18 protein-coding genes and 1 riboswitch are annotated in these 15,824 nt (G+C 64.3%); of the genes, 8 read left to right on the forward strand and 10 right to left on the reverse strand.

The window, feature by feature from the left end:
• Positions 1-98: 98 nt before the first annotated feature.
• Positions 99-207, reverse strand: a riboswitch (SAM riboswitch).
• Positions 208-382: 175 nt separating this feature from the next.
• The gene (locus AXW84_RS00470; RefSeq protein WP_068227251.1) at positions 383-1,594 is read right to left on the reverse strand and encodes a molybdopterin molybdotransferase MoeA; all 1,212 of its coding nucleotides are present in this window, start codon (positions 1,592-1,594) and stop codon (positions 383-385) included.
• A gap of 199 nt (positions 1,595-1,793) precedes the next feature.
• On the opposite strand from AXW84_RS00470, the gene moaC reads away from it, so the two are divergent.
• Together moaC and AXW84_RS23800 are read left to right on the forward strand one after the other, a co-directional pair.
• Positions 1,794-2,285: a cyclic pyranopterin monophosphate synthase MoaC gene (gene moaC, locus AXW84_RS00475; RefSeq protein WP_068227252.1), complete on the forward strand. Its 492-nt coding sequence runs from the start codon at positions 1,794-1,796 to the stop codon at positions 2,283-2,285.
• A 5-nt stretch (positions 2,286-2,290) separates the two neighbouring features.
• Positions 2,291-3,484, forward strand: coding sequence for an NTP transferase domain-containing protein (locus AXW84_RS23800; protein ID WP_204248408.1), 1,194 nt, complete (start codon positions 2,291-2,293; stop codon positions 3,482-3,484).
• Positions 3,485-3,690: 206 nt separating this feature from the next.
• Here the strand turns inward: AXW84_RS23800 and AXW84_RS00485 are convergent, their stop codons facing one another.
• Together AXW84_RS00485 and AXW84_RS00490 are read right to left on the reverse strand one after the other, a co-directional pair.
• Positions 3,691-4,113, reverse strand: a complete 423-nt coding sequence (locus AXW84_RS00485; protein ID WP_068227255.1) for a molybdenum cofactor biosynthesis protein MoaE — start codon at positions 4,111-4,113, stop codon at positions 3,691-3,693.
• A 182-nt stretch (positions 4,114-4,295) separates the two neighbouring features.
• Positions 4,296-4,538 carry a MoaD/ThiS family protein gene (locus AXW84_RS00490; RefSeq protein ID WP_068227256.1) on the reverse strand — a complete coding sequence of 81 codons (243 nt, stop codon included), beginning with the start codon at positions 4,536-4,538 and terminating at the stop codon, positions 4,296-4,298.
• 135 nt (positions 4,539-4,673) lie between these two features.
• On the opposite strand from AXW84_RS00490, the gene moaA reads away from it, so the two are divergent.
• Positions 4,674-5,714, forward strand: a complete 1,041-nt coding sequence (gene moaA, locus AXW84_RS00495) for a GTP 3',8-cyclase MoaA (RefSeq protein WP_068227258.1) — start codon at positions 4,674-4,676, stop codon at positions 5,712-5,714.
• A gap of 49 nt (positions 5,715-5,763) precedes the next feature.
• Here the strand turns inward: moaA and AXW84_RS00500 are convergent, their stop codons facing one another.
• The 3 genes from AXW84_RS00500 to AXW84_RS00510 form a co-directional block, all read right to left on the reverse strand.
• Complete coding sequence (locus tag AXW84_RS00500; RefSeq protein ID WP_068227260.1) at positions 5,764-6,213, reverse strand: hypothetical protein; 450 nt, start codon at positions 6,211-6,213, stop codon at positions 5,764-5,766.
• Between the two features lie 85 nt (positions 6,214-6,298).
• Positions 6,299-6,682: a DUF3037 domain-containing protein gene (locus AXW84_RS00505; RefSeq protein ID WP_068227261.1), complete on the reverse strand. Its 384-nt coding sequence runs from the start codon at positions 6,680-6,682 to the stop codon at positions 6,299-6,301.
• Positions 6,660-7,454 carry a HipA family kinase gene (locus AXW84_RS00510; RefSeq protein WP_068227263.1) on the reverse strand — a complete coding sequence of 265 codons (795 nt, stop codon included), beginning with the start codon at positions 7,452-7,454 and terminating at the stop codon, positions 6,660-6,662. Before AXW84_RS00510 ends, AXW84_RS00505 begins: the two co-directional genes overlap by 23 nt.
• A gap of 263 nt (positions 7,455-7,717) precedes the next feature.
• On the opposite strand from AXW84_RS00510, the gene AXW84_RS00515 reads away from it, so the two are divergent.
• From AXW84_RS00515 to AXW84_RS00530, 4 genes are all read left to right on the forward strand, one after another.
• Complete coding sequence (locus AXW84_RS00515; protein WP_157886722.1) at positions 7,718-8,920, forward strand: hypothetical protein; 1,203 nt, start codon at positions 7,718-7,720, stop codon at positions 8,918-8,920.
• 286 nt (positions 8,921-9,206) lie between these two features.
• Positions 9,207-9,677: a hypothetical protein gene (locus AXW84_RS00520; RefSeq protein WP_157886723.1), complete on the forward strand. Its 471-nt coding sequence runs from the start codon at positions 9,207-9,209 to the stop codon at positions 9,675-9,677.
• Entirely contained in the window at positions 9,667-9,867 is a 201-nt protein-coding gene (locus AXW84_RS00525; protein WP_068227270.1) for a helix-turn-helix transcriptional regulator, read from the forward strand. The genes AXW84_RS00520 and AXW84_RS00525 overlap by 11 nt, the downstream gene beginning before the upstream one ends.
• Before the next feature lie 291 nt (positions 9,868-10,158).
• Complete coding sequence (locus AXW84_RS00530; protein ID WP_236943208.1) at positions 10,159-11,313, forward strand: MFS transporter; 1,155 nt, start codon at positions 10,159-10,161, stop codon at positions 11,311-11,313.
• Positions 11,314-11,489: 176 nt separating this feature from the next.
• Here the strand turns inward: AXW84_RS00530 and AXW84_RS00535 are convergent, their stop codons facing one another.
• Positions 11,490-12,761 (reverse strand): tol-pal system protein YbgF, encoded by a 1,272-nt coding sequence (locus AXW84_RS00535; RefSeq protein ID WP_068227272.1) that lies wholly within the window; start codon positions 12,759-12,761, stop codon positions 11,490-11,492.
• A 235-nt stretch (positions 12,762-12,996) separates the two neighbouring features.
• Here AXW84_RS00535 and AXW84_RS00540 point away from each other — a divergent pair, with 235 nt between their 5' ends.
• Positions 12,997-14,562, forward strand: coding sequence for an MDR family MFS transporter (locus AXW84_RS00540; RefSeq protein WP_236943209.1), 1,566 nt, complete (start codon positions 12,997-12,999; stop codon positions 14,560-14,562).
• On the opposite strand, the gene AXW84_RS25415 is transcribed toward AXW84_RS00540, so the two are convergent.
• Genes AXW84_RS25415 through AXW84_RS00550 form a run of 3 tightly spaced genes read right to left on the reverse strand, consistent with a single transcriptional unit; the run spans position 14,489 to position 15,676 of the window.
• Positions 14,489-14,860 carry a hypothetical protein gene (locus AXW84_RS25415; RefSeq protein WP_204248409.1) on the reverse strand — a complete coding sequence of 124 codons (372 nt, stop codon included), beginning with the start codon at positions 14,858-14,860 and terminating at the stop codon, positions 14,489-14,491. The two genes, AXW84_RS00540 and AXW84_RS25415, sit on opposite strands and share 74 nt — an antisense overlap.
• 41 nt (positions 14,861-14,901) lie before the next feature.
• Positions 14,902-15,375 (reverse strand): Brp/Blh family beta-carotene 15,15'-dioxygenase, encoded by a 474-nt coding sequence (locus AXW84_RS00545; protein ID WP_068227278.1) that lies wholly within the window; start codon positions 15,373-15,375, stop codon positions 14,902-14,904.
• Between the two features lie 28 nt (positions 15,376-15,403).
• On the reverse strand, positions 15,404-15,676 hold the full coding sequence (locus AXW84_RS00550; RefSeq protein WP_068227280.1) for a hypothetical protein: 273 nt from the start codon (positions 15,674-15,676) through the stop codon (positions 15,404-15,406).
• Between the last annotated feature and the right edge of the window lie 148 nt (positions 15,677-15,824).

The following is a 15,824-nucleotide window of genomic DNA, read 5'->3' on the forward strand; positions in this document are numbered from 1 at the left end:
TAGAGGAAGGGGCGAAACCGGACATGCTAACCAGATAAAAGCGGCGGATAAACGCGCCTATCCAGAAAGAAACCCGCTCCCCTAAGGGGCGGTTCCGGCTGTCATCTTCTTCGGCCAAACGCGTTGGCAGAACGGGAGTTGGCACCTACTCAGAGCAGGTTGCCAAGACGTCACAGGGCCCAGTCCCTCGGTCTTTCTGGATAGCAGCTTCTGCGAAGATACGCACGGCGCGTCACCTCACCCCCGGCCCCTCTCCTGCGGAGAGGGGTGCGTTCAAGTTGCTTGTTCAGCTTTTAACGTTCAGGTACTGGCACCCCTCTCCGCTGGAGAGGGGGCCTGCCCCGTGGAGCCCGCGTGGTTTCCTTGGCTCAGCTTCCTATCGCTACGACAGCGGCCAGGCCGGCCACACGGTGCCGGGGGCAAAGTCCGTCAGCTCCGCCGGTAGCTCCAGAAACGCGTCGGCTCCGAGCAGGCCGGCCAGGTCGCCAGAGCCGCCCACGGCCACGGGCGTGGCGCGGCGCACCCCCAGCGCATCCACAGCAATGGCCACCGGCAGCAGGTGCGCCAGCGCGGGGCGGAACTGCACGGGGGCCGTGAGCACGGCCGGCGTGGGGCCCGGGGCCCCGGCCGCCGGCTGCTGGCGGGCCAGCAACCAGGGCCGCACGTAGCGGGCCGCCGTCAGCAGCGTCGACACCGGGTTGCCGGGCAGGCCGAATACCACGGGGCCCCCATCGGCCCAGGCCCCAAACCACATGGGCTTGCCGGGGCGCTGGTTCACTTCGTGGAAAATTTCTTCCACGCCCAGCGCGCGCAGCAGTGCGGGCAGGTGGTCGGCGCGGCCCTTGCTCACGGCCCCGCTCAGCACCACGGCGTCGAAGCCGGCGGCGAGGATGTTCGTGAGGCCCTGGCGCAGCGTGGGCAGGTCGTCGGGCAGGTGAAACAGGTGCACGTCGGCCCCGGCGGGGGCCAGCAGGGCCTGCACGGCATAGGCATTGGAGCGCCGGATTTGGTGGGGCAGGGGCGTGGCGGCCACGTCCACCAGCTCGTCGCCGGTGCTCACCACCGCTACCCGGGCCAGGCGCGTCACGCGCACCTCGGGGGCCCCCACGGTGGCGGCCACGGCCAGGGCGGCGGGCGTGAGGCGGGTGCCGGCGGGCAGCAGCAGGTCGCCGCGGCGGCGGTCGGTGGCTTGGGCGTGGATGTTCGCGCCGGGCCGGGCAGGCGGCGCAATGTTGATGGTCGCCTGCTGGTTGTCAAGGGTAATATCTTCGTAGCGCACCACCGCATCGGCCCCGGGGGGCAGCACGGCGCCGGTCATCACCTCCACGGCCACGCCCGGGCCGGGCAGCGGCCGGGCGGGGGCCCCGGCAAACTGCGCGTGCGCCACCGGAAACACCGTTTGGCCGCCGGCCCAGGCGGCGTAAGCCACGGCAATGCCGTCCATCGCCACCCGGTCGAAGGGCGGGAAGTCGCGGTCGGCGGCCAGTTCTTCGGCCAGGATGCGGCCGGCGGCGGCGGCCAGGGGCAGGGTTTCGGGCGGCAGCGGGTGGGCGGTGGCCAGCACGCGGGCGTAGGCTTCGGCGGTGGAAATCATGGCTGGTTGTCAGTTATTTGTTGTCAGTTGTCAGTTGTCAGGCGACTGGCACGCAGGAAGTGTTCGGCTCCCAAAGGTGGCCCAGTCGCACCTTTGCGGCCACCAACTGCTGAAGCGACTGGCGGAACGTATACGGTCTCACCGGCCCGCCGCCGCCCCGGGCCCCTGACAACTGACAACCAACAACTGCCAACTAATCATGCTGTCCGACAAATTCACCCACGTCAACGCCGCCAACCAGCCCACGATGGTCGATGTGGGTGCGAAAGCGCCCACCCGCCGCCTGGCCCGCGCCCACTGCCGCGTGGTGCTGGGCCCCGAGCTGCTGGGCCGCGTGCGGGCCGGCGAGCTGCCCAGCCACAAAGGCCCGGTTATTCACACGGCCATCCTGGCGGGCATCATGGGGGCCAAAAAAACGGCCGACCTTATCCCACTGTGCCACCCCCTGGGCCTGGACGACTGCCAAATTACCATCGAGCCCGACGGCCCCGACGCCCTGCGCGTGGTATGCACGGCCGTCGTCACAGGCCGCACCGGCGTCGAAATGGAAGCCCTGACCGGCGCCAGCGTGGCTGCCCTCACTATTTACGACATGTGCAAGGCCTTCTCGCACGACATCACCATCACGGGCGTGCAGCTAATTGAAAAAACCGGCGGCAAGCGCGACTTCCTGCGGCCCGAAAAAGCGTAATCCTTATGGAAAACCACCCCGATAGCGCCCCGAAACGCGCCAAGCACGCCGCCCTGGCCCGGCCCGACGTGGGCGAATTTGGCCGCCACGAGCTGGCCATTCTGGGTGCCCCGTGCGGCGCCATCCAGGCGCTGGTGGCGCGGTTGCTGCCCCACCTGGCTCCGGCCCTGCGCATGGCCTACGTCGATGCCGACCACGCCGCCGGCGACGCCGCCCTGGGGGCCCCCGCGCCCGCCAAGCTGGTGCCAGCCGTGGGCGAAAACGGCCTCTCGGCTGAGCTGGTCGATAAAATTACCTACCGCCAACTCAACACTGCGCGGGCCTTGGACAAGTTCTCGCAGCCCGAGCTGCTGGCCCACGAAAGCATAGTGCTCGTAAACGGCAACCACTTCCGTGCCCGCCAGCAAGTTGTCATCGTTGACCCGCGCAAGCCGCTGGACAAGAAGCTCGACCGCCTCACCGACGTGCGCCTCGTGCTGCTGGCCGAGGGCCAAACCGAGCTGCCGCCGGTGCTGTTGGCGCACCTGGCCGGGGCCCCACTGCCGCCCGTGCTGCCCCTGGCCGATGCGGCCGGCATTGCCGCGTTCATCCAACAATGGTACGCCGCGGCCGTGCCCGTGCTGCGCGGCCTGGTGCTGGCCGGTGGCCGCAGCGAGCGGATGCGCACCGACAAAGGGGCCCTGCGCTACCACGGCGGCGCCGACCAGCGCCAGTACACCGCCGCGCTGCTCCACGAGTTTTGCGCCGACGTGCGCGTATCCGTCCGCCCCGACCAGGCCAACGAGCTGCCCGCCGGCCTCGTGCCGCTGCCCGACACGTTTGCCGGCCTGGGGCCCCTGGGCGGGGTGCTCTCCGCGTTTCGCGCCGACCCCAACGCCGCGTGGCTGGTGCTGGCCTGCGACCTGCCGCTGCTCACCCGCACCACGCTGGATTTTTTGGTGAGCCACCGCCAGCCCGCCCGCTTCGCCACCGCCCTGCAAAGCCCCTGGAACGACTTCCCCGAGCCACTCATTACCATCTGGGAACCAAGGGCTTACGGCGAGCTGCTGCGCTTCCTCAGCCTCGGCTACTCGTGCCCGCGCAAGGCCCTCATCAACTCCGATACCGCCGTGCTGGCCCCGCCCGTACCCGAGGAACTGCGCAACGTGAACACCCCCGAGGAGCGCGCCGAAGTGGAAACGGCGCTGCAAGGTGGTTGAAAAAGGGCAGTAGTAGTAAGGACAGTTGTACTAAAAAGCTATCCGGCTAGGGACTGTCATGCTGACGAAGGAAGCAGCTTCTCACCGCTGAACGACCTGCTCTATCCTGATAAGATGCTTCCTTCGTCAGCATGACAGTCCCTCGCTGGATAGCTTAGCATGACCGTTCTGTTTTCTTTGGCCTTAAATTTAAGATAATACGGCTCCTACGGGTGCGCCGCTACCCACTCGGTGCCGTCCTCGTATTCCTCGCGCTTCCAGATGGTTACAACCTGCTTAAGCGTGTCGATGATAAACTGGCAGGCGGCGAAGCTTTCGGCGCGGTGGGGCGTGGCCACAGCTACCACCACGGCCACGTCGCCGAGGGCGAGGGTGCCTTTGCGGTGCACCACGGCTACTTCTTGCAGCATCGGCCACTTTTTGTAGGCTTGGGCCACCACGTGGCCCAACTGCGTGAGGGCCATGCTGTCGTACGACTCGTAGTGCAGGCGGCGCACGCGGCGGCCCCCGCTCTGGTTGCGCACCGTGCCGATGAAGGAATTGACGGCCCCCGCGGCGTCGGTTTGCACGGCGGCCAGCGCCGCGGCCACGTCAATGGGTTGGTCAGTGATGGAAAGGTGAGGCGTCATTTAAGGAAGCGGGAATTAAGGAGCGGTGACAAGGGGGCTTTTCTATCATCCTGAACGCAGTGAAGGATCTTCTTGCCGATGCACGGTACGTAGTCATTGTTGGTTTACTTGTATACTGTACCGTCCTTAAAAGGTCCTTCACTGCGTTCAGGATGACAGAAAAGCCCCTTTACATTGAAAAACTACCCGCCGGCAACGGGCGGAATCAGCGCAATTTCGTCGTTGGGCCCCAGGGCCTGGTCGGCGGGGGCGTACTCGTTGTTCACGGCCACGGCGCAGCTGCGCAGCTGCCCTAAGGCGGGGTAGTGGGCCCGCATGTGGTCGAGTAGGGCCCCCACGGTGACGGGGGCGGGGGTGGGCAACTCCAGCGTGGGCTGGCCCACGATGTCGCGGGTGATGCCGAATAAAGCGATTTTCAGGGCCATAATTTTCGGTAAATTTACCCGGGCGGAAACGCCCGCCGGGGCCATTGGTGTTGCGCCCCTGAACACCGGCCGCCGATTAGAGGTTTAGCTGAACCCGCCCGCTTTACGTACGACCGGGCAAATCCGGGACTGAATATGCTGACTTCTGCGCTTTTGCCGGCTACCGCCACGCCGGTCGCTACTCTTATCGACCAGCACGGCCGGCCGCTGGAGTACGTGCGCTTGGCCGTGACGGACCGCTGCAACCTGCGCTGCTTCTACTGCATGCCCGAGCAAGGCATTCAGTACATGCCTAAGAACGAATTGCTTAGCTACGAAGAAATGCTGCGCCTGGTGAGCCTGCTATCCGGCCTGGGGGTGCGCAAGGTGCGCCTTACCGGCGGCGAGCCCTTCGTGCGGCGCGACCTAGTGCCCTTCATGGAGCGTCTGGCCGCCTTGCCCGGCATCGATGACCTCAGCCTGACCACCAACGGCGTGCTTACCGCGCCCCACGTGCCGGCCCTGGCCCGCATGGGCGTTAAAGCCGTGAACCTGAGCTTGGACACGCTCGACCGCGAGCGGTTCTTCCAAATCACGCGGCGCGACGAGCTGCCGCGGGTGATGGAAACCTTCCATGCCCTGCTGGAGGCCGGTATCCAGGTGAAAATCAACGCCGTGGTGATGAACGGCCGCAACATCGAGGACCTCGTGCCGCTGGCCGAACTCAGCCGCGACCTGCCCGTGGACGTGCGCTTCATCGAGGAAATGCCCTTCAACGGCGGCAGCCACGTGGCTACGCCGGCCTCCCTGCCCTGGCACCACGGCCGCATCCGCCAGCACTTGGAAAACCACTTCGGGGCCCTCGCGCCGGTGGCCACCGGCGCCGGCGCTACGGCCTCGGAGTACCGCATTGCCGGGCACCGGGGCACGGTGGGCATCATCGCGGCGTATTCGCGCACCTTCTGCGGCACCTGCAACCGCCTGCGCCTCACGGCCGAAGGCGGCATCAAAACCTGCCTCTACGACCAAGGCGTGCTCGACGTGCGGGCCCTGCTGCGCGGCGGTGCCACCGATGCCGACGTGGTGGGGGCCCTGGCCAACGCCTTTCGCTACCGCGCCGCCAACGGCTTCGAGGCAGAAAGCCAGCGCCCGCTGCACCAGCTCAACTTCGAGAGCATGGCCACCATCGGCGGCTAGGGCCCTGGACTGGTTTTGTGTAAGCGTAAGCTTTGGGGTCCCCGGGGCCCTAAAAACGGTGTTGCCGGGCCATCTCGCGGGCAAAAATCCGCTTGAATTCCCGCTGCACATACGCCAGCAGCGGTTGGCCTTCTTCAAACTGTTGTACCGCCAACGCCTCGCGGCGCTGGCTGAAGCGCGCCCACCGCACAATATCAAACACCATCAGGCCAGCGTAGTCGGCAATAACAACGGATTGAACCCCAGTGCGAAAATTGCTTTGGTCGATTGGTCGGTTTGCTACGCTAACAACGCTTAAGGTGGTAGCGCCCGCGAGTAAAAAGGTGCCGACGCGACCGCCAACGCGGCCCTGGTGAAACACCCGGTGCAGCACGGCCAGGCTGTCGGCGTGGGTGGCGCCGGCTACCGCCGCGGCTGGGGGCCCCAGGGCCGGGCTGGTTTGGGCATGGGCCGGTAACAGCCCGAGGAGCAACGCCGCGGCGAGTAGCAGGTTCTTCATACAAAGGGCTGATTGATATGTAGCCGCTAATATATGTTGTCAGTTGTATTTGGTTTATGAAACTTCTTAAATAAAATCCCCCGCACTATTCTACCAGCTGGGCGTGCAGGTGGGCCAGGGTTTCGGCGGCATTGGTGCACAGGCCGGGGTGCACGGGCGAGGTTTGCACCACGGTGCTGCGGGTGGCGGTGAGCCAGCGAAACCGCTCGGCAATAGCGAGTTGGCCAATGGGCCCCCCAGTGGCGCGCCCCTGGCAAATGCGCTCAAAGGCGTACAGGCGCGCCGCCAGCTCGTCCAGGTCCAGCTCGGCCGAAAAGGCGCGCAGGCGGGCCTCGGGCAGCGCAAACCGGGCTTGCAGGAAGCCCTGGGCCCGGCAGTACACGACGACGCCCACGTTGAGGAATTCCTCGCGCTCGACGCGCGGCACCACGCGCAGCACGGCGTACTCAAATAAGTCCTTGGCGGGCATCGTCGGCTTCCTGAACAAAGGTGGGGGAGGCCGCCAGGCGGCTTTCGAGGAAGCGCACGTAGCCGGCGCGCTGGGCTTCGGGCGGGGCGTCGTCCGTCAGCCACTCGTCGGGCACCAGGGCCACCACGGCCCGGATGACCTCGGGGGTGAGGCGGGCGTGGCCCTCGGCATCGGCGGCGGCCAGCGCGGTGGCCTGGGGCAGCAGCACGTGGGTTTTTATCTGGGGAAACAGGCGCTGGCCGCCGGGGCGCTCGGCCCAGTCGGGGCTGGTGTGGTGGATGTAGAGGGCCGCGCCGTGGTCAATCAGCCACAACTCCTGGTGCCAGAGCAGCAAGTTGGTGTTGCGCACGGTGCGGTCCACGTTCAGCGTCAGGCAGTCGAGCCAGACCACCAGCGAGGCCAGCTGGGGCCCCACGGGGGCCAGCAGCGGGTCGTAGGTGCTGGCGCCGGACAGGAAGTGCAGGGCCAGGTTGCGGCCGGTGCTGGCCCGCAGCAGGTCCTGGATTTCCTCGTCGGGCTCGGTGCGGCCGAAGGCCTCGTCGAGCTCGCAGAATACCAGCTCGGGCATCCGCAGGCCCAAGGCCCGGGCCAGCTCGCCCACAATCAGTTCGGCCACCAGCGCCTTCAGGCCCTGCCCCGCGCCCCGGAACTTCAGCACGTACAAAAAGCCGTCGTCGGCCTCCACCAGCGCGGGCAGCGAGCCGCCCTCGCGCAGCGGCGTCACGTAGCGCGTCACGTGCACGGTGCGGAGTTCTAAAGAAATAGCAGGCATAGAGGCGAAAGGGAAACGGAAGGCTGCAAAGGACGCACAATTCAGCAGGCTTTGCGGCGTGGGTGAAATGGGGTTGCGCTGCGGGACGGTTAGGATTACAATGAGATTTTAACTATTTGTGAATCCGAATTCAAGGGTTCATAATCAAAAAATATTTATATTAATAATTTTCCATAAATCACTTTATCAGTACCTTGCCTGGACGATTGTTGATTTTATTATTTTCCTTTTCTCATTTATCACTTTTCCAGCTTTTCAATTTTATGCGTTCACCCCTTACCTTATTAGGCGCCGCCGTGCTCTTGTCCGCCACCGCCCACGGACAGAGCATCGACGCTCAGAAAATCACGTTTGATTACGTGCGCTTGCCGCTGGTGCCCCTGCCTGCCGGTACGCACAGCTACTCGCCCGAAGTAGCGCTGCGCTACACCGACGCGGTGAAGCAACAGAAAGCCGACCACGAAACCGCCGTGGCGGACGCCAAATCGAAGGCGGAAAAAGACAAGCAGGAGTATAAGGCTCAGTCGCTCAAGGAAAAAGCCCTCAACCGGCTGCTGCTCGACCAGCACAAACCCGGCGAGGCCGTGATTCCGATGGCCGACTATGCGGCGCAGGTGTACGACGCCAAAACGCTGGCCAGCACCTACGTTAATCTGAGCGGGTTGCAACGTGCCCAAGGCGCCGACGGCGACCTGCGGGTGCTGGTGAGCTTGGACGGCTACACGCAGGGCCCCGTGACACCCGTGGCTACCCAGGGAAGCCTGAAGGTGAGCGCCTCCGCTACGGGCCCCGGCACCAAGCACGGCTACGAAGTATCGTACAAGTCGCCGGTTTCCGTGAAGGTGACCGCTAAGGACGGCACGGTGCTGTCGGACGAGTTGATTGAGGCCACCACTGCCTACACTGTAGTGAACACCGAAACCTTCTTGGGCGACGAAGAGCTAAATAATTACTGGCGCAAAAACCAGATGGCCTTTTTGCGCCAGCTGGACGAGAACATCATGAAGACCAACATGAAGCTCGTGGCCGAGTACCTCGACAGCAAGTTCGGCCAGCGCCCCATAACGCGCAACACCGCCATTACGGTGGTGTCGGACAAGAAAATTAACTACGACGAGTACCCCCAGGCCTACATGAAAGCCCTGATGGGCTACAAGCTGCTAGCCGACCCCACCCGCGCCGCCGATGCCCAAAAGCAAATCGGCGAAGCCGTGGCGCTGTGGGACAAGGCGTTGGCCGAATCGAACCCGAAGGATAAAAAGGCCCGCATCGACGAAAAAGTAACGGCTGCCACCCTCTACAACGACGCCGAAGCCAACTTGTGGATGAATAAGTTCGACGAAGCCGAGATGCTGCTGGCGCGCCTCAAGCTCCTGGACATCTCCCGTTACAATAACATGGCCAAGGAACTAGGCGTGGTGGTGCAAGACCAGCGTACCCGCTACACGGCTAATAAGAAGAGCTAAAACACTTTCCAATCAACGGCCCGGTGGCCAACAAAAAGCCCCGCAATTGCGGGGCTTTTTGTTGGCCACCGGGCCGTTGATTGGAAACCCGTGGCACATAATGCCACGGGTTTGTTCATTGTTAAAACTCAAAATGGAGCGGCGTAGCCTTTGAAAGGTTGGGTGTATTATCGAAATACAATGGACTAACAGGAAAATAAAGTTTACCTTTTGTAAAGTATACTTTACAAAAGGTAAATTATGTATTACGTTTGCATCGTACTTATCTCACTCTCATTAACTCGTTATGCCGACGCGATTTTTGTTTCCGCACCGCTTCAAGGGGGTGGGCTGGGTGCTGGCCGCCGGGGCCCTGGCGCTGGGCCTGCTGGCTATGTACAACGTACTGCACCTGCCGCACCTGCTGGCGTGGCTGCCCTCGCCCATCGGCAATGGTGATTTGCCGGAGTTAGTCGGCGGCCGGCAAGTGCGCAGCAACCACGATTTGTACGCCGTGCTACTCATCGGTGGGGGTCTATTGGCGGCGTGCTCGCGCGAGCGGCACGAGGACGAGTACATCGGCCAAATCCGGCTCGATTCGTTGCTGTGGGCCCCATACGCCTACTACGCGCTACTGGCGCTGGCCTTCGTGCTGGTGAGCGGGGCGCAGTTTCTCAGTGTGATGCTGTACGCGCTTTTTGCGCCGCTCCTACTGTTCATGGTGCGGTTTCATTTGGCGCTGCGGCGCGGGGCCCAAGCGGTGGCGCATGACGAATAACCTACGCGTGGAGCGCGCCGTGCTGCGCCTCACGCAAGACGAGCTGGCCCGCCGCATCGGCGTGAGCCGCCAAACCATTAACGCCATGGAAGCCGGCAAGTACGTGCCCTCCACGGCGTTGGCCCTGAAGTTAGCCCGCGTATTTGGCAAGCCCGTCGAGCAATTATTTGGGTTGGAAGACGGCGACTGAAATGCCCCCGCTGGGGCCCCATGCCATTAGTAGGCGTTGCGCGAGCGCGGGGCCTCAAGCCTCGGCAAGTCAATTGGCGGTGGCCGCCGCCGGGGGCACAAGCCGCGGTTATGGGCTTATTTTGAACCGCCGGGCGCCCAAACGAGTGGCGCGCAGCAAGCGCGTGGGCTCAAAAAACAATGGTTTGCGCTTCGCGGAAGCATAACCCTGGTCACCGTTTGGGGTTAAAGGAGATTGGTTTTTAACGTACTTGGGCTCCCAGGTACCAGCGGTGCACAGCGTATGATGGCCTTGGATTCTTCGGTTTTGGCAGCGGCGGGCTTGCGCAAAAAGCACCGGGCGGCGGTGGGGGCCCTGTTCTTTTTGCTGGGGCTGTGCTTTGCCACTTGGGCCTCGCGCATTCCCAGCATCCAGCAGCGCATGGGCGTCAGCGATGGGCAGCTGGGGCTGGTGCTGTTTGCCATTCCGGCGGGGCAGCTGCTGTCGCTGCCGCTGGCGGGGTGGTTGGTGGCCAAGCGCGGTAGCCGGCAGGTGGTGCTGGTGGGGGTGCTGCTCTACGCCGGGGCCCTGGTGGCGCTGGGCTGGGCGGCCAACCTTTACCAGTTGGTACCGCTGCTGATGGTGTTCGGGGTCGGCAGCAACCTGACTAATATCTCGGTTAATACCCAGGCTGTCAACGTAGAGCGGCTGTACACCAACCCCATCATGGCCTCGTTTCACGGGCTGTGGAGCCTGGCAGGCTTTGCTGGCGCGGCCATCGGCACGGTGATGATTGGGGCCCGGGTGCCGCCGGGTTATCACTTTCTGCTCATCGCGCTGCTCATTGCCGCCGGCCTGGCGGTAAGTGCCAGCAATGTGGTGCGCCACGACAGCGGCGTGGACCTCAACCGGCCGGCCTTCGTGCGGCCCGATAGCCACCTGCTGGGCTTGGGGGCCATTGCATTCTGCGCCCTTATCTGCGAAGGGGCCATGTTCGATTGGAGCGGCGTGTACTTCAAAAAGGTGCTGCAAGTGGACCGCAACTGGGTGGGCGCGGGCTACACGGCCTTCATGAGCACCATGGCGCTGGGCCGCTTCGGGGCCGACGGGCTGGCGGCCCGCCTGGGGGCCCGGCGCGTGATTCAGGGCAGCGGGCTGCTCACGGCCACGGGGCTGGCGCTGGCGGTGGCGTTTCCCATTTTGCCGGTGGCGCTGCTGGGCTTTTTATTGGTGGGCTTCGGCACGTCGTCGGTGGTGCCGTTGGTGTACAGCGCGGCGGGGCGCTCCACTACCATGTCGGCCGGCATGGCCCTGGCGGCGGTGTCCACCATCGGGTTCGTAGGATTTTTGCTGGGGCCCCCAGTCATCGGCCTCATCGCCGGGGCCACCAGCCTGCGCGTGTCGCTGGCCCTCATCGCCGTGATGGGCCTGTGCGTGTCGGCCGTGGCCAGCCGGGTGAGGATTTAATTTTTTAGATGTGAAAATGCGGGAGGGGAAAAGCTAAAACAGCGTCATCCTGAACGCAGTGAAGGACCGGGGGACAGCAGAACGGCGTGCAGTAAATGGTTGCTGCACGCCGTTCTGCTGTCCCCCGGTCCTTCACTGCGTTCAGGATGACCAGGGGTTACGAGTATATGTCGAACTTACTTATGCCCTTTTAGCCAAGTGGTGGCTTCTTTGTACGACGGCGCCGTGCGGTCGCCGCCGGTCACTACCATTTGGTAGTAGCGCTTGGTGCCGCGCAGGTCGGCGTCGTCTTCGGCCAGCTTGCCCAGGTTGAAGGCCGCGCCTTGGTAGTAGCCGCCGCTGGTGTTGGCCAGGGTTTCGGAAAACACGATGCAGCGCTGGTAGTAGTCGCGGGCTACGTCGAGCTTGTGGTAGCGGTACTGCATCAAAAAGCCCAGGAAGTAGGTGGCGTAGCGGCCCGAATAGCCCTCGTAGCCGGGCATGCCTTCGTTGAGCTTGCGCAGGATGGACTTGCTGGCCTGCTCGCAGCCTGCCCAGTCGCCCTCGCGGAAGCAAAGCATGGCGTAGTTGCGCTCGAAGTAGCTGTTGTCGGGAAACTCGGCCACCAGCTGGCGGGCCACGTTCAGGGCCGCCGTTTCCTCGTGCTCCCGCTCGCTGCCCAAGATGCGCATGAGGAAGAACCGGGCTTCAATGGCCGTGTAAAAACCGGTTTTGCCCACGGTGCGCAGCTGCGTAATGCCGACATCGCGGTTGCCTTTCGGGAAGAAAAAGAGCACTGGCCGCAGCCACGGGTACTCGTCGGCAATCCACACGGCGTAGTAATTGAACAAGCCCTGGCCGAAGAGGAACTCCGGGCTCAAGTCGTTAGCGCCCTTGCTTTTGTCGAGGTACTCGAGCGAGCGTTTGCTGCTCACCGTGGCCTTGCGCCAGTCGTGGCGCTCGGCGTGCAGGCGAGCATCGAAGGCGTAGGCGGCGGAGAGGAAAAAGCAGGCTTCGTAGTTCTGCTTGTCGGCGTCGTACATCTTTTTGGCCTTGGTGGTGGCCGTGTCCATGTAGGCGAAAAAGATGCGGTCGTACTGCTTAGTGTCCATGTTGGTGGGCAATATTTTCCACCACGTGCTCAGGCCCATCAGGAAGTAGGCCATGGGGTGCTCGGGGTAGCGGCGGCGCAGCGACCGAAACTGCCGGTCGGCCCGGTCAAATTTGAAGTTGTAGAGGTTGTGCACGGCCCCGTTCAGCTCCTGCTGCACGTCCTGGTTCAACAGCAGCCAGCCCTTGGTGTCGACGGCTTGCGGGGCCACTTCCACTTCGGTTAGTTCAACTTCCTTAATGCCGCCCATCTGCTGGGTCGTGTCAGCAACCTGGGCCGCAGCCGAAAAAACCGGTAGCAGTAGCGCCAACGCCAGCAGGACCCGCCGGCCACGTGCTAAGAATTGGACAATATCCATAAAATAAGTGTATAAAGAATTATTCAAGTTATTATAACCGTTTTAACCCTTAAAAGTAGGTTTTTTGATTGATTATCGCCCTACAATGGTGGTTAATAAAGTGGCGGTTTTCTTGAAAATATTCTAAAAATATTCCGTTTGCCCGAACGCCGGGGTTTCCGGCCCGCCAGCTGCGGCAACCGTTGGGGGCCCCGTCAAGTACATAGGCGTCCCTTCGCTTAATCCCCCGTTCGTTTTGACCGATACCTTATCCCAGCGCCAGAAGATGCTCACCTTCGGCGGCATCCTGCTGGCCATGTTTCTGGGGGCCCTCGACCAGACCATTGTTTCCACGGCCCTGCCGCGCATCGTGGCCGATTTGCACGGGCTCGACCGCTTCACGTGGGTGGCCACGGCCTACCTGGTGGCCAGCACGGCGCTCGTGCCCATCTATGGTAAGCTGGCCGACATGTACTCGCGCCGCGCCATTGAAGTGGTGGCCGTCAGCGTGTTCCTGCTGGGTTCGGGTCTCTGCGGGCTGGCAGGCGAGTTTGGTACGCTGCCGCTGCTGGGCGACGGCATGACGCAGCTCATTGTGTTCCGGGCCGTGCAGGGGCTGGGCGGTGCGGGGCTGTTTGCCATGGCCTTCATCATCATCGCCGACCTGTTTCCGCCCGCTGAGCGGGGGCGTTACCAGGGCTTTACGGGGGCCGTGTTCGGCACGTCGTCGGTGCTGGGGCCCCTGCTGGGCGGCTTTTTGACGGACCGGGGCACCGACCTGATTCCGGGGGTGGCGGGCTGGCGGCTGGTGTTCTACGTGAATTTGCCTTTGGGCTTGGTGGCGTTGTGGTTCATCATCAACCAGATGCCGCCGCTGCGGCCGCGCACCACCCCCAAACCGTTCGATTTTGTGTCGGCTGTGTTGCTGGTGGCGGGGCTGGGGCCCCTGGTGGTGGCCTTGCAGCTCAATCGGGCGCAGTACGGCTGGACGGCCCCGCTCACGCTGGGCCTGCTGGGCGGGGGACTGGCAGCGCTGGCGCTGTTCGTGGTGCGCAGCCTGCGCCACGAAAACCCCATCCTCAACTTCAGCTTGTTCGAAAACAAGGTGTTCCGTACGGCTAACGCGGCACTGTTCCTGATGGGCGGGGCGTTCCTGGGCGTCATCATTTTCGAGCCCTTGTTCATGGTGAACGTGCTGGGCGAGTCGGCCACGCGGGCGGGCGTTAGCCTCATTCCACTGTCGTTGGGCGTGGTGACGGGCTCGCTGCTGGCGGGCCAGATGGTGTCGCGCTTCGGCCACTACAAGTATTGGATGCTGGGGGGGCTCATGCTGCTGCTAGGGGGCTTGTTGCTGCTGGCTACCATGCCGCCCACCGTGCAGTACCACAAAGTGCTCATTTACTTAGGGGTGTGTGGACTGGGCCTGGGGCCCACTATGCCGTTGTACACCCTGGCCGTACAGAATGCCACCGCCCCCCAGCTCATGGGCCAAGCCACGTCGGCCAGCCAATTCTTTCGGCAGATTGGTGGCGCCCTGGCCGCCTCGGCGTTGGGCGCGGTGCTCAGCTTCACGCTGGCCCACGAGCTGCCGGCCCCGGGGCCCGGTTCCCGCCCGCCGGTGGCGGCCGAGGGCCCCAGGCGGGCCGCCACCGCTGCGGCTATGCCCAACCCCGTGGCGCGCGCCGCCTTCTCCAAGGCTATCGGGCGGGTCTACTTATTCAATATTTTCCTGGTTGTGGGCGGGTTTGCTATGACCCTGTTAATTCCTGAGCTGCCGCTGCGCAAGAGCAACGACGGGCCCCCAGCGGGCGGCGGCGAGTAGCGGCTGGCTTATTCCCCAGCCCTGTCCAGCGGCGCTGCATGGCGTAGTACACGGCGGTGCCTGCTACCAGGCCCACCGGGTAGCCGTAGGGCAGGCCGGCGCAGAGCAGGCCCACGAGCAAAGCCACCAGCAAATCGACGCGGCTGATGCCGAGCCGATGCCGCGCAGCAACGTGGCCAATGAGCAACGGCAAATCGGTGCCCAACTCGCTAAACGCGCCGGCAAACTCGTTGCGGTCGAAGCAGATGGGCGGGCAGCGGGGGCAACGAAGGGGCGGTTGCGGCGGCAGGATTTTCACAAAAGCAGGGTTGGTAGAGCCGTACAGGCCGCCCTGGCTGCTCAAGCAACGGGTGCGGCGCGGCGCTTGGCCTGCCACTTGGGCGCGTCCATCACCAGGCTCACTAGCAGGGCGTGTGGCAGTGTGACGGCGGCCGTGACTACCAGGGCGGGCCCCAGCCATGCGCCGCCGCTGGCCAGCCGGGGCCCCAGCAGGGCCGCCAGCCCCGCCAAGCTCACTAGCAGCAGGGGAAGGGCCCGCCGGATGAAAAAGGCCAGCTCCCGACCCAGCGCCGCTCCTGGCCCGGCCCACTGCGCCGGGGCCGCGTAGCCCAGCAAGCGGGTGAGGCGCAGCGCGTGCTGCAAGCTGTGCCAGAACACAAAATACACCCCCAACGCCAGCAGCGGGGGCAGGCCCGCAAACAAACCGGTGAGCAGGGCCACTTCCACCGCGTCGGTGCGCCAGCGCCGGGGCTCGCGCTGGGCGGCGTAACTGCCCCATAAGGCCAAGTGCCCGGCCAGTACCAGAGGCACCATTCCGGCCGCCAGGGCTGCGAACCAGCCGCTACCCAGCGGGCATCGAGGCCGAGGCCAGTGCTTCCGCCGCCGCGGGCGCGGCGAACCGTTGTGCCAGACGCTGGGTGGTGGTAGCGGCGGCGGCAGCCACCCGCGCCACGGCCGCTGCCACCCGCACCGGTACCAGCGGCTCGTTGCGGGCCCATTGCACGGCGCTGGCCAGCCTCAGGGCCAAAAATATCCCCAGCGCCACCCGCACCACGGGCCGGCGCAGCGGACCCGTTTTGGCGGCGTTGGATTGAAACGTTAGCTGTTGCTGCACCCAGCGCGGCCAGCGGCGGGCCCTGGCCGTAGGCCTCCGCAGCCAGGGCCCGGTAGCGGCCGAGCACCACGTCGGCCTGGATCGGGCTGCTGCGGAGGTAAGTTTCCACGGCATCCGCCGCGGCCGGGGCCAAGCGGCCGTATCGGTA

This window comes from Hymenobacter sp. PAMC 26628 (genome assembly GCF_001562275.1).
GTDB lineage: Bacteria > Bacteroidota > Bacteroidia > Cytophagales > Hymenobacteraceae > Hymenobacter.

Bases quoted from the DNA above. Each gene is read 5' to 3' on its own strand.
- AXW84_RS00500 (WP_068227260.1), bottom strand. From the start codon at position 6,213: ATGAAGAACCTGCTACTCGCCGCGGCGTTGCTCCTCGGGCTGTTACCG.
- AXW84_RS00545 (WP_068227278.1), bottom strand. From the start codon at position 15,375: ATGGTGCCTCTGGTACTGGCCGGGCACTTGGCCTTATGGGGCAGTTAC.
- AXW84_RS23800 (WP_204248408.1), top strand. From the start codon at position 2,291: ATGGAAAACCACCCCGATAGCGCCCCGAAACGCGCCAAGCACGCCGCC.
- AXW84_RS00490 (WP_068227256.1), bottom strand. From the start codon at position 4,538: ATGGCCCTGAAAATCGCTTTATTCGGCATCACCCGCGACATCGTGGGC.
- AXW84_RS00485 (WP_068227255.1), bottom strand. From the start codon at position 4,113: ATGACGCCTCACCTTTCCATCACTGACCAACCCATTGACGTGGCCGCG.
- AXW84_RS00470 (WP_068227251.1), bottom strand. From the start codon at position 1,594: ATGATTTCCACCGCCGAAGCCTACGCCCGCGTGCTGGCCACCGCCCAC.
- moaA (WP_068227258.1), top strand. From the start codon at position 4,674: ATGCTGACTTCTGCGCTTTTGCCGGCTACCGCCACGCCGGTCGCTACT.
- AXW84_RS00510 (WP_068227263.1), bottom strand. From the start codon at position 7,454: ATGCCTGCTATTTCTTTAGAACTCCGCACCGTGCACGTGACGCGCTAC.
- AXW84_RS00515 (WP_157886722.1), top strand. From the start codon at position 7,718: ATGCGTTCACCCCTTACCTTATTAGGCGCCGCCGTGCTCTTGTCCGCC.
- AXW84_RS00535 (WP_068227272.1), bottom strand. From the start codon at position 12,761: ATGGATATTGTCCAATTCTTAGCACGTGGCCGGCGGGTCCTGCTGGCG.
- AXW84_RS00525 (WP_068227270.1), top strand. From the start codon at position 9,667: ATGACGAATAACCTACGCGTGGAGCGCGCCGTGCTGCGCCTCACGCAA.
- AXW84_RS00520 (WP_157886723.1), top strand. From the start codon at position 9,207: ATGCCGACGCGATTTTTGTTTCCGCACCGCTTCAAGGGGGTGGGCTGG.
- AXW84_RS00505 (WP_068227261.1), bottom strand. From the start codon at position 6,682: ATGCCCGCCAAGGACTTATTTGAGTACGCCGTGCTGCGCGTGGTGCCG.
- moaC (WP_068227252.1), top strand. From the start codon at position 1,794: ATGCTGTCCGACAAATTCACCCACGTCAACGCCGCCAACCAGCCCACG.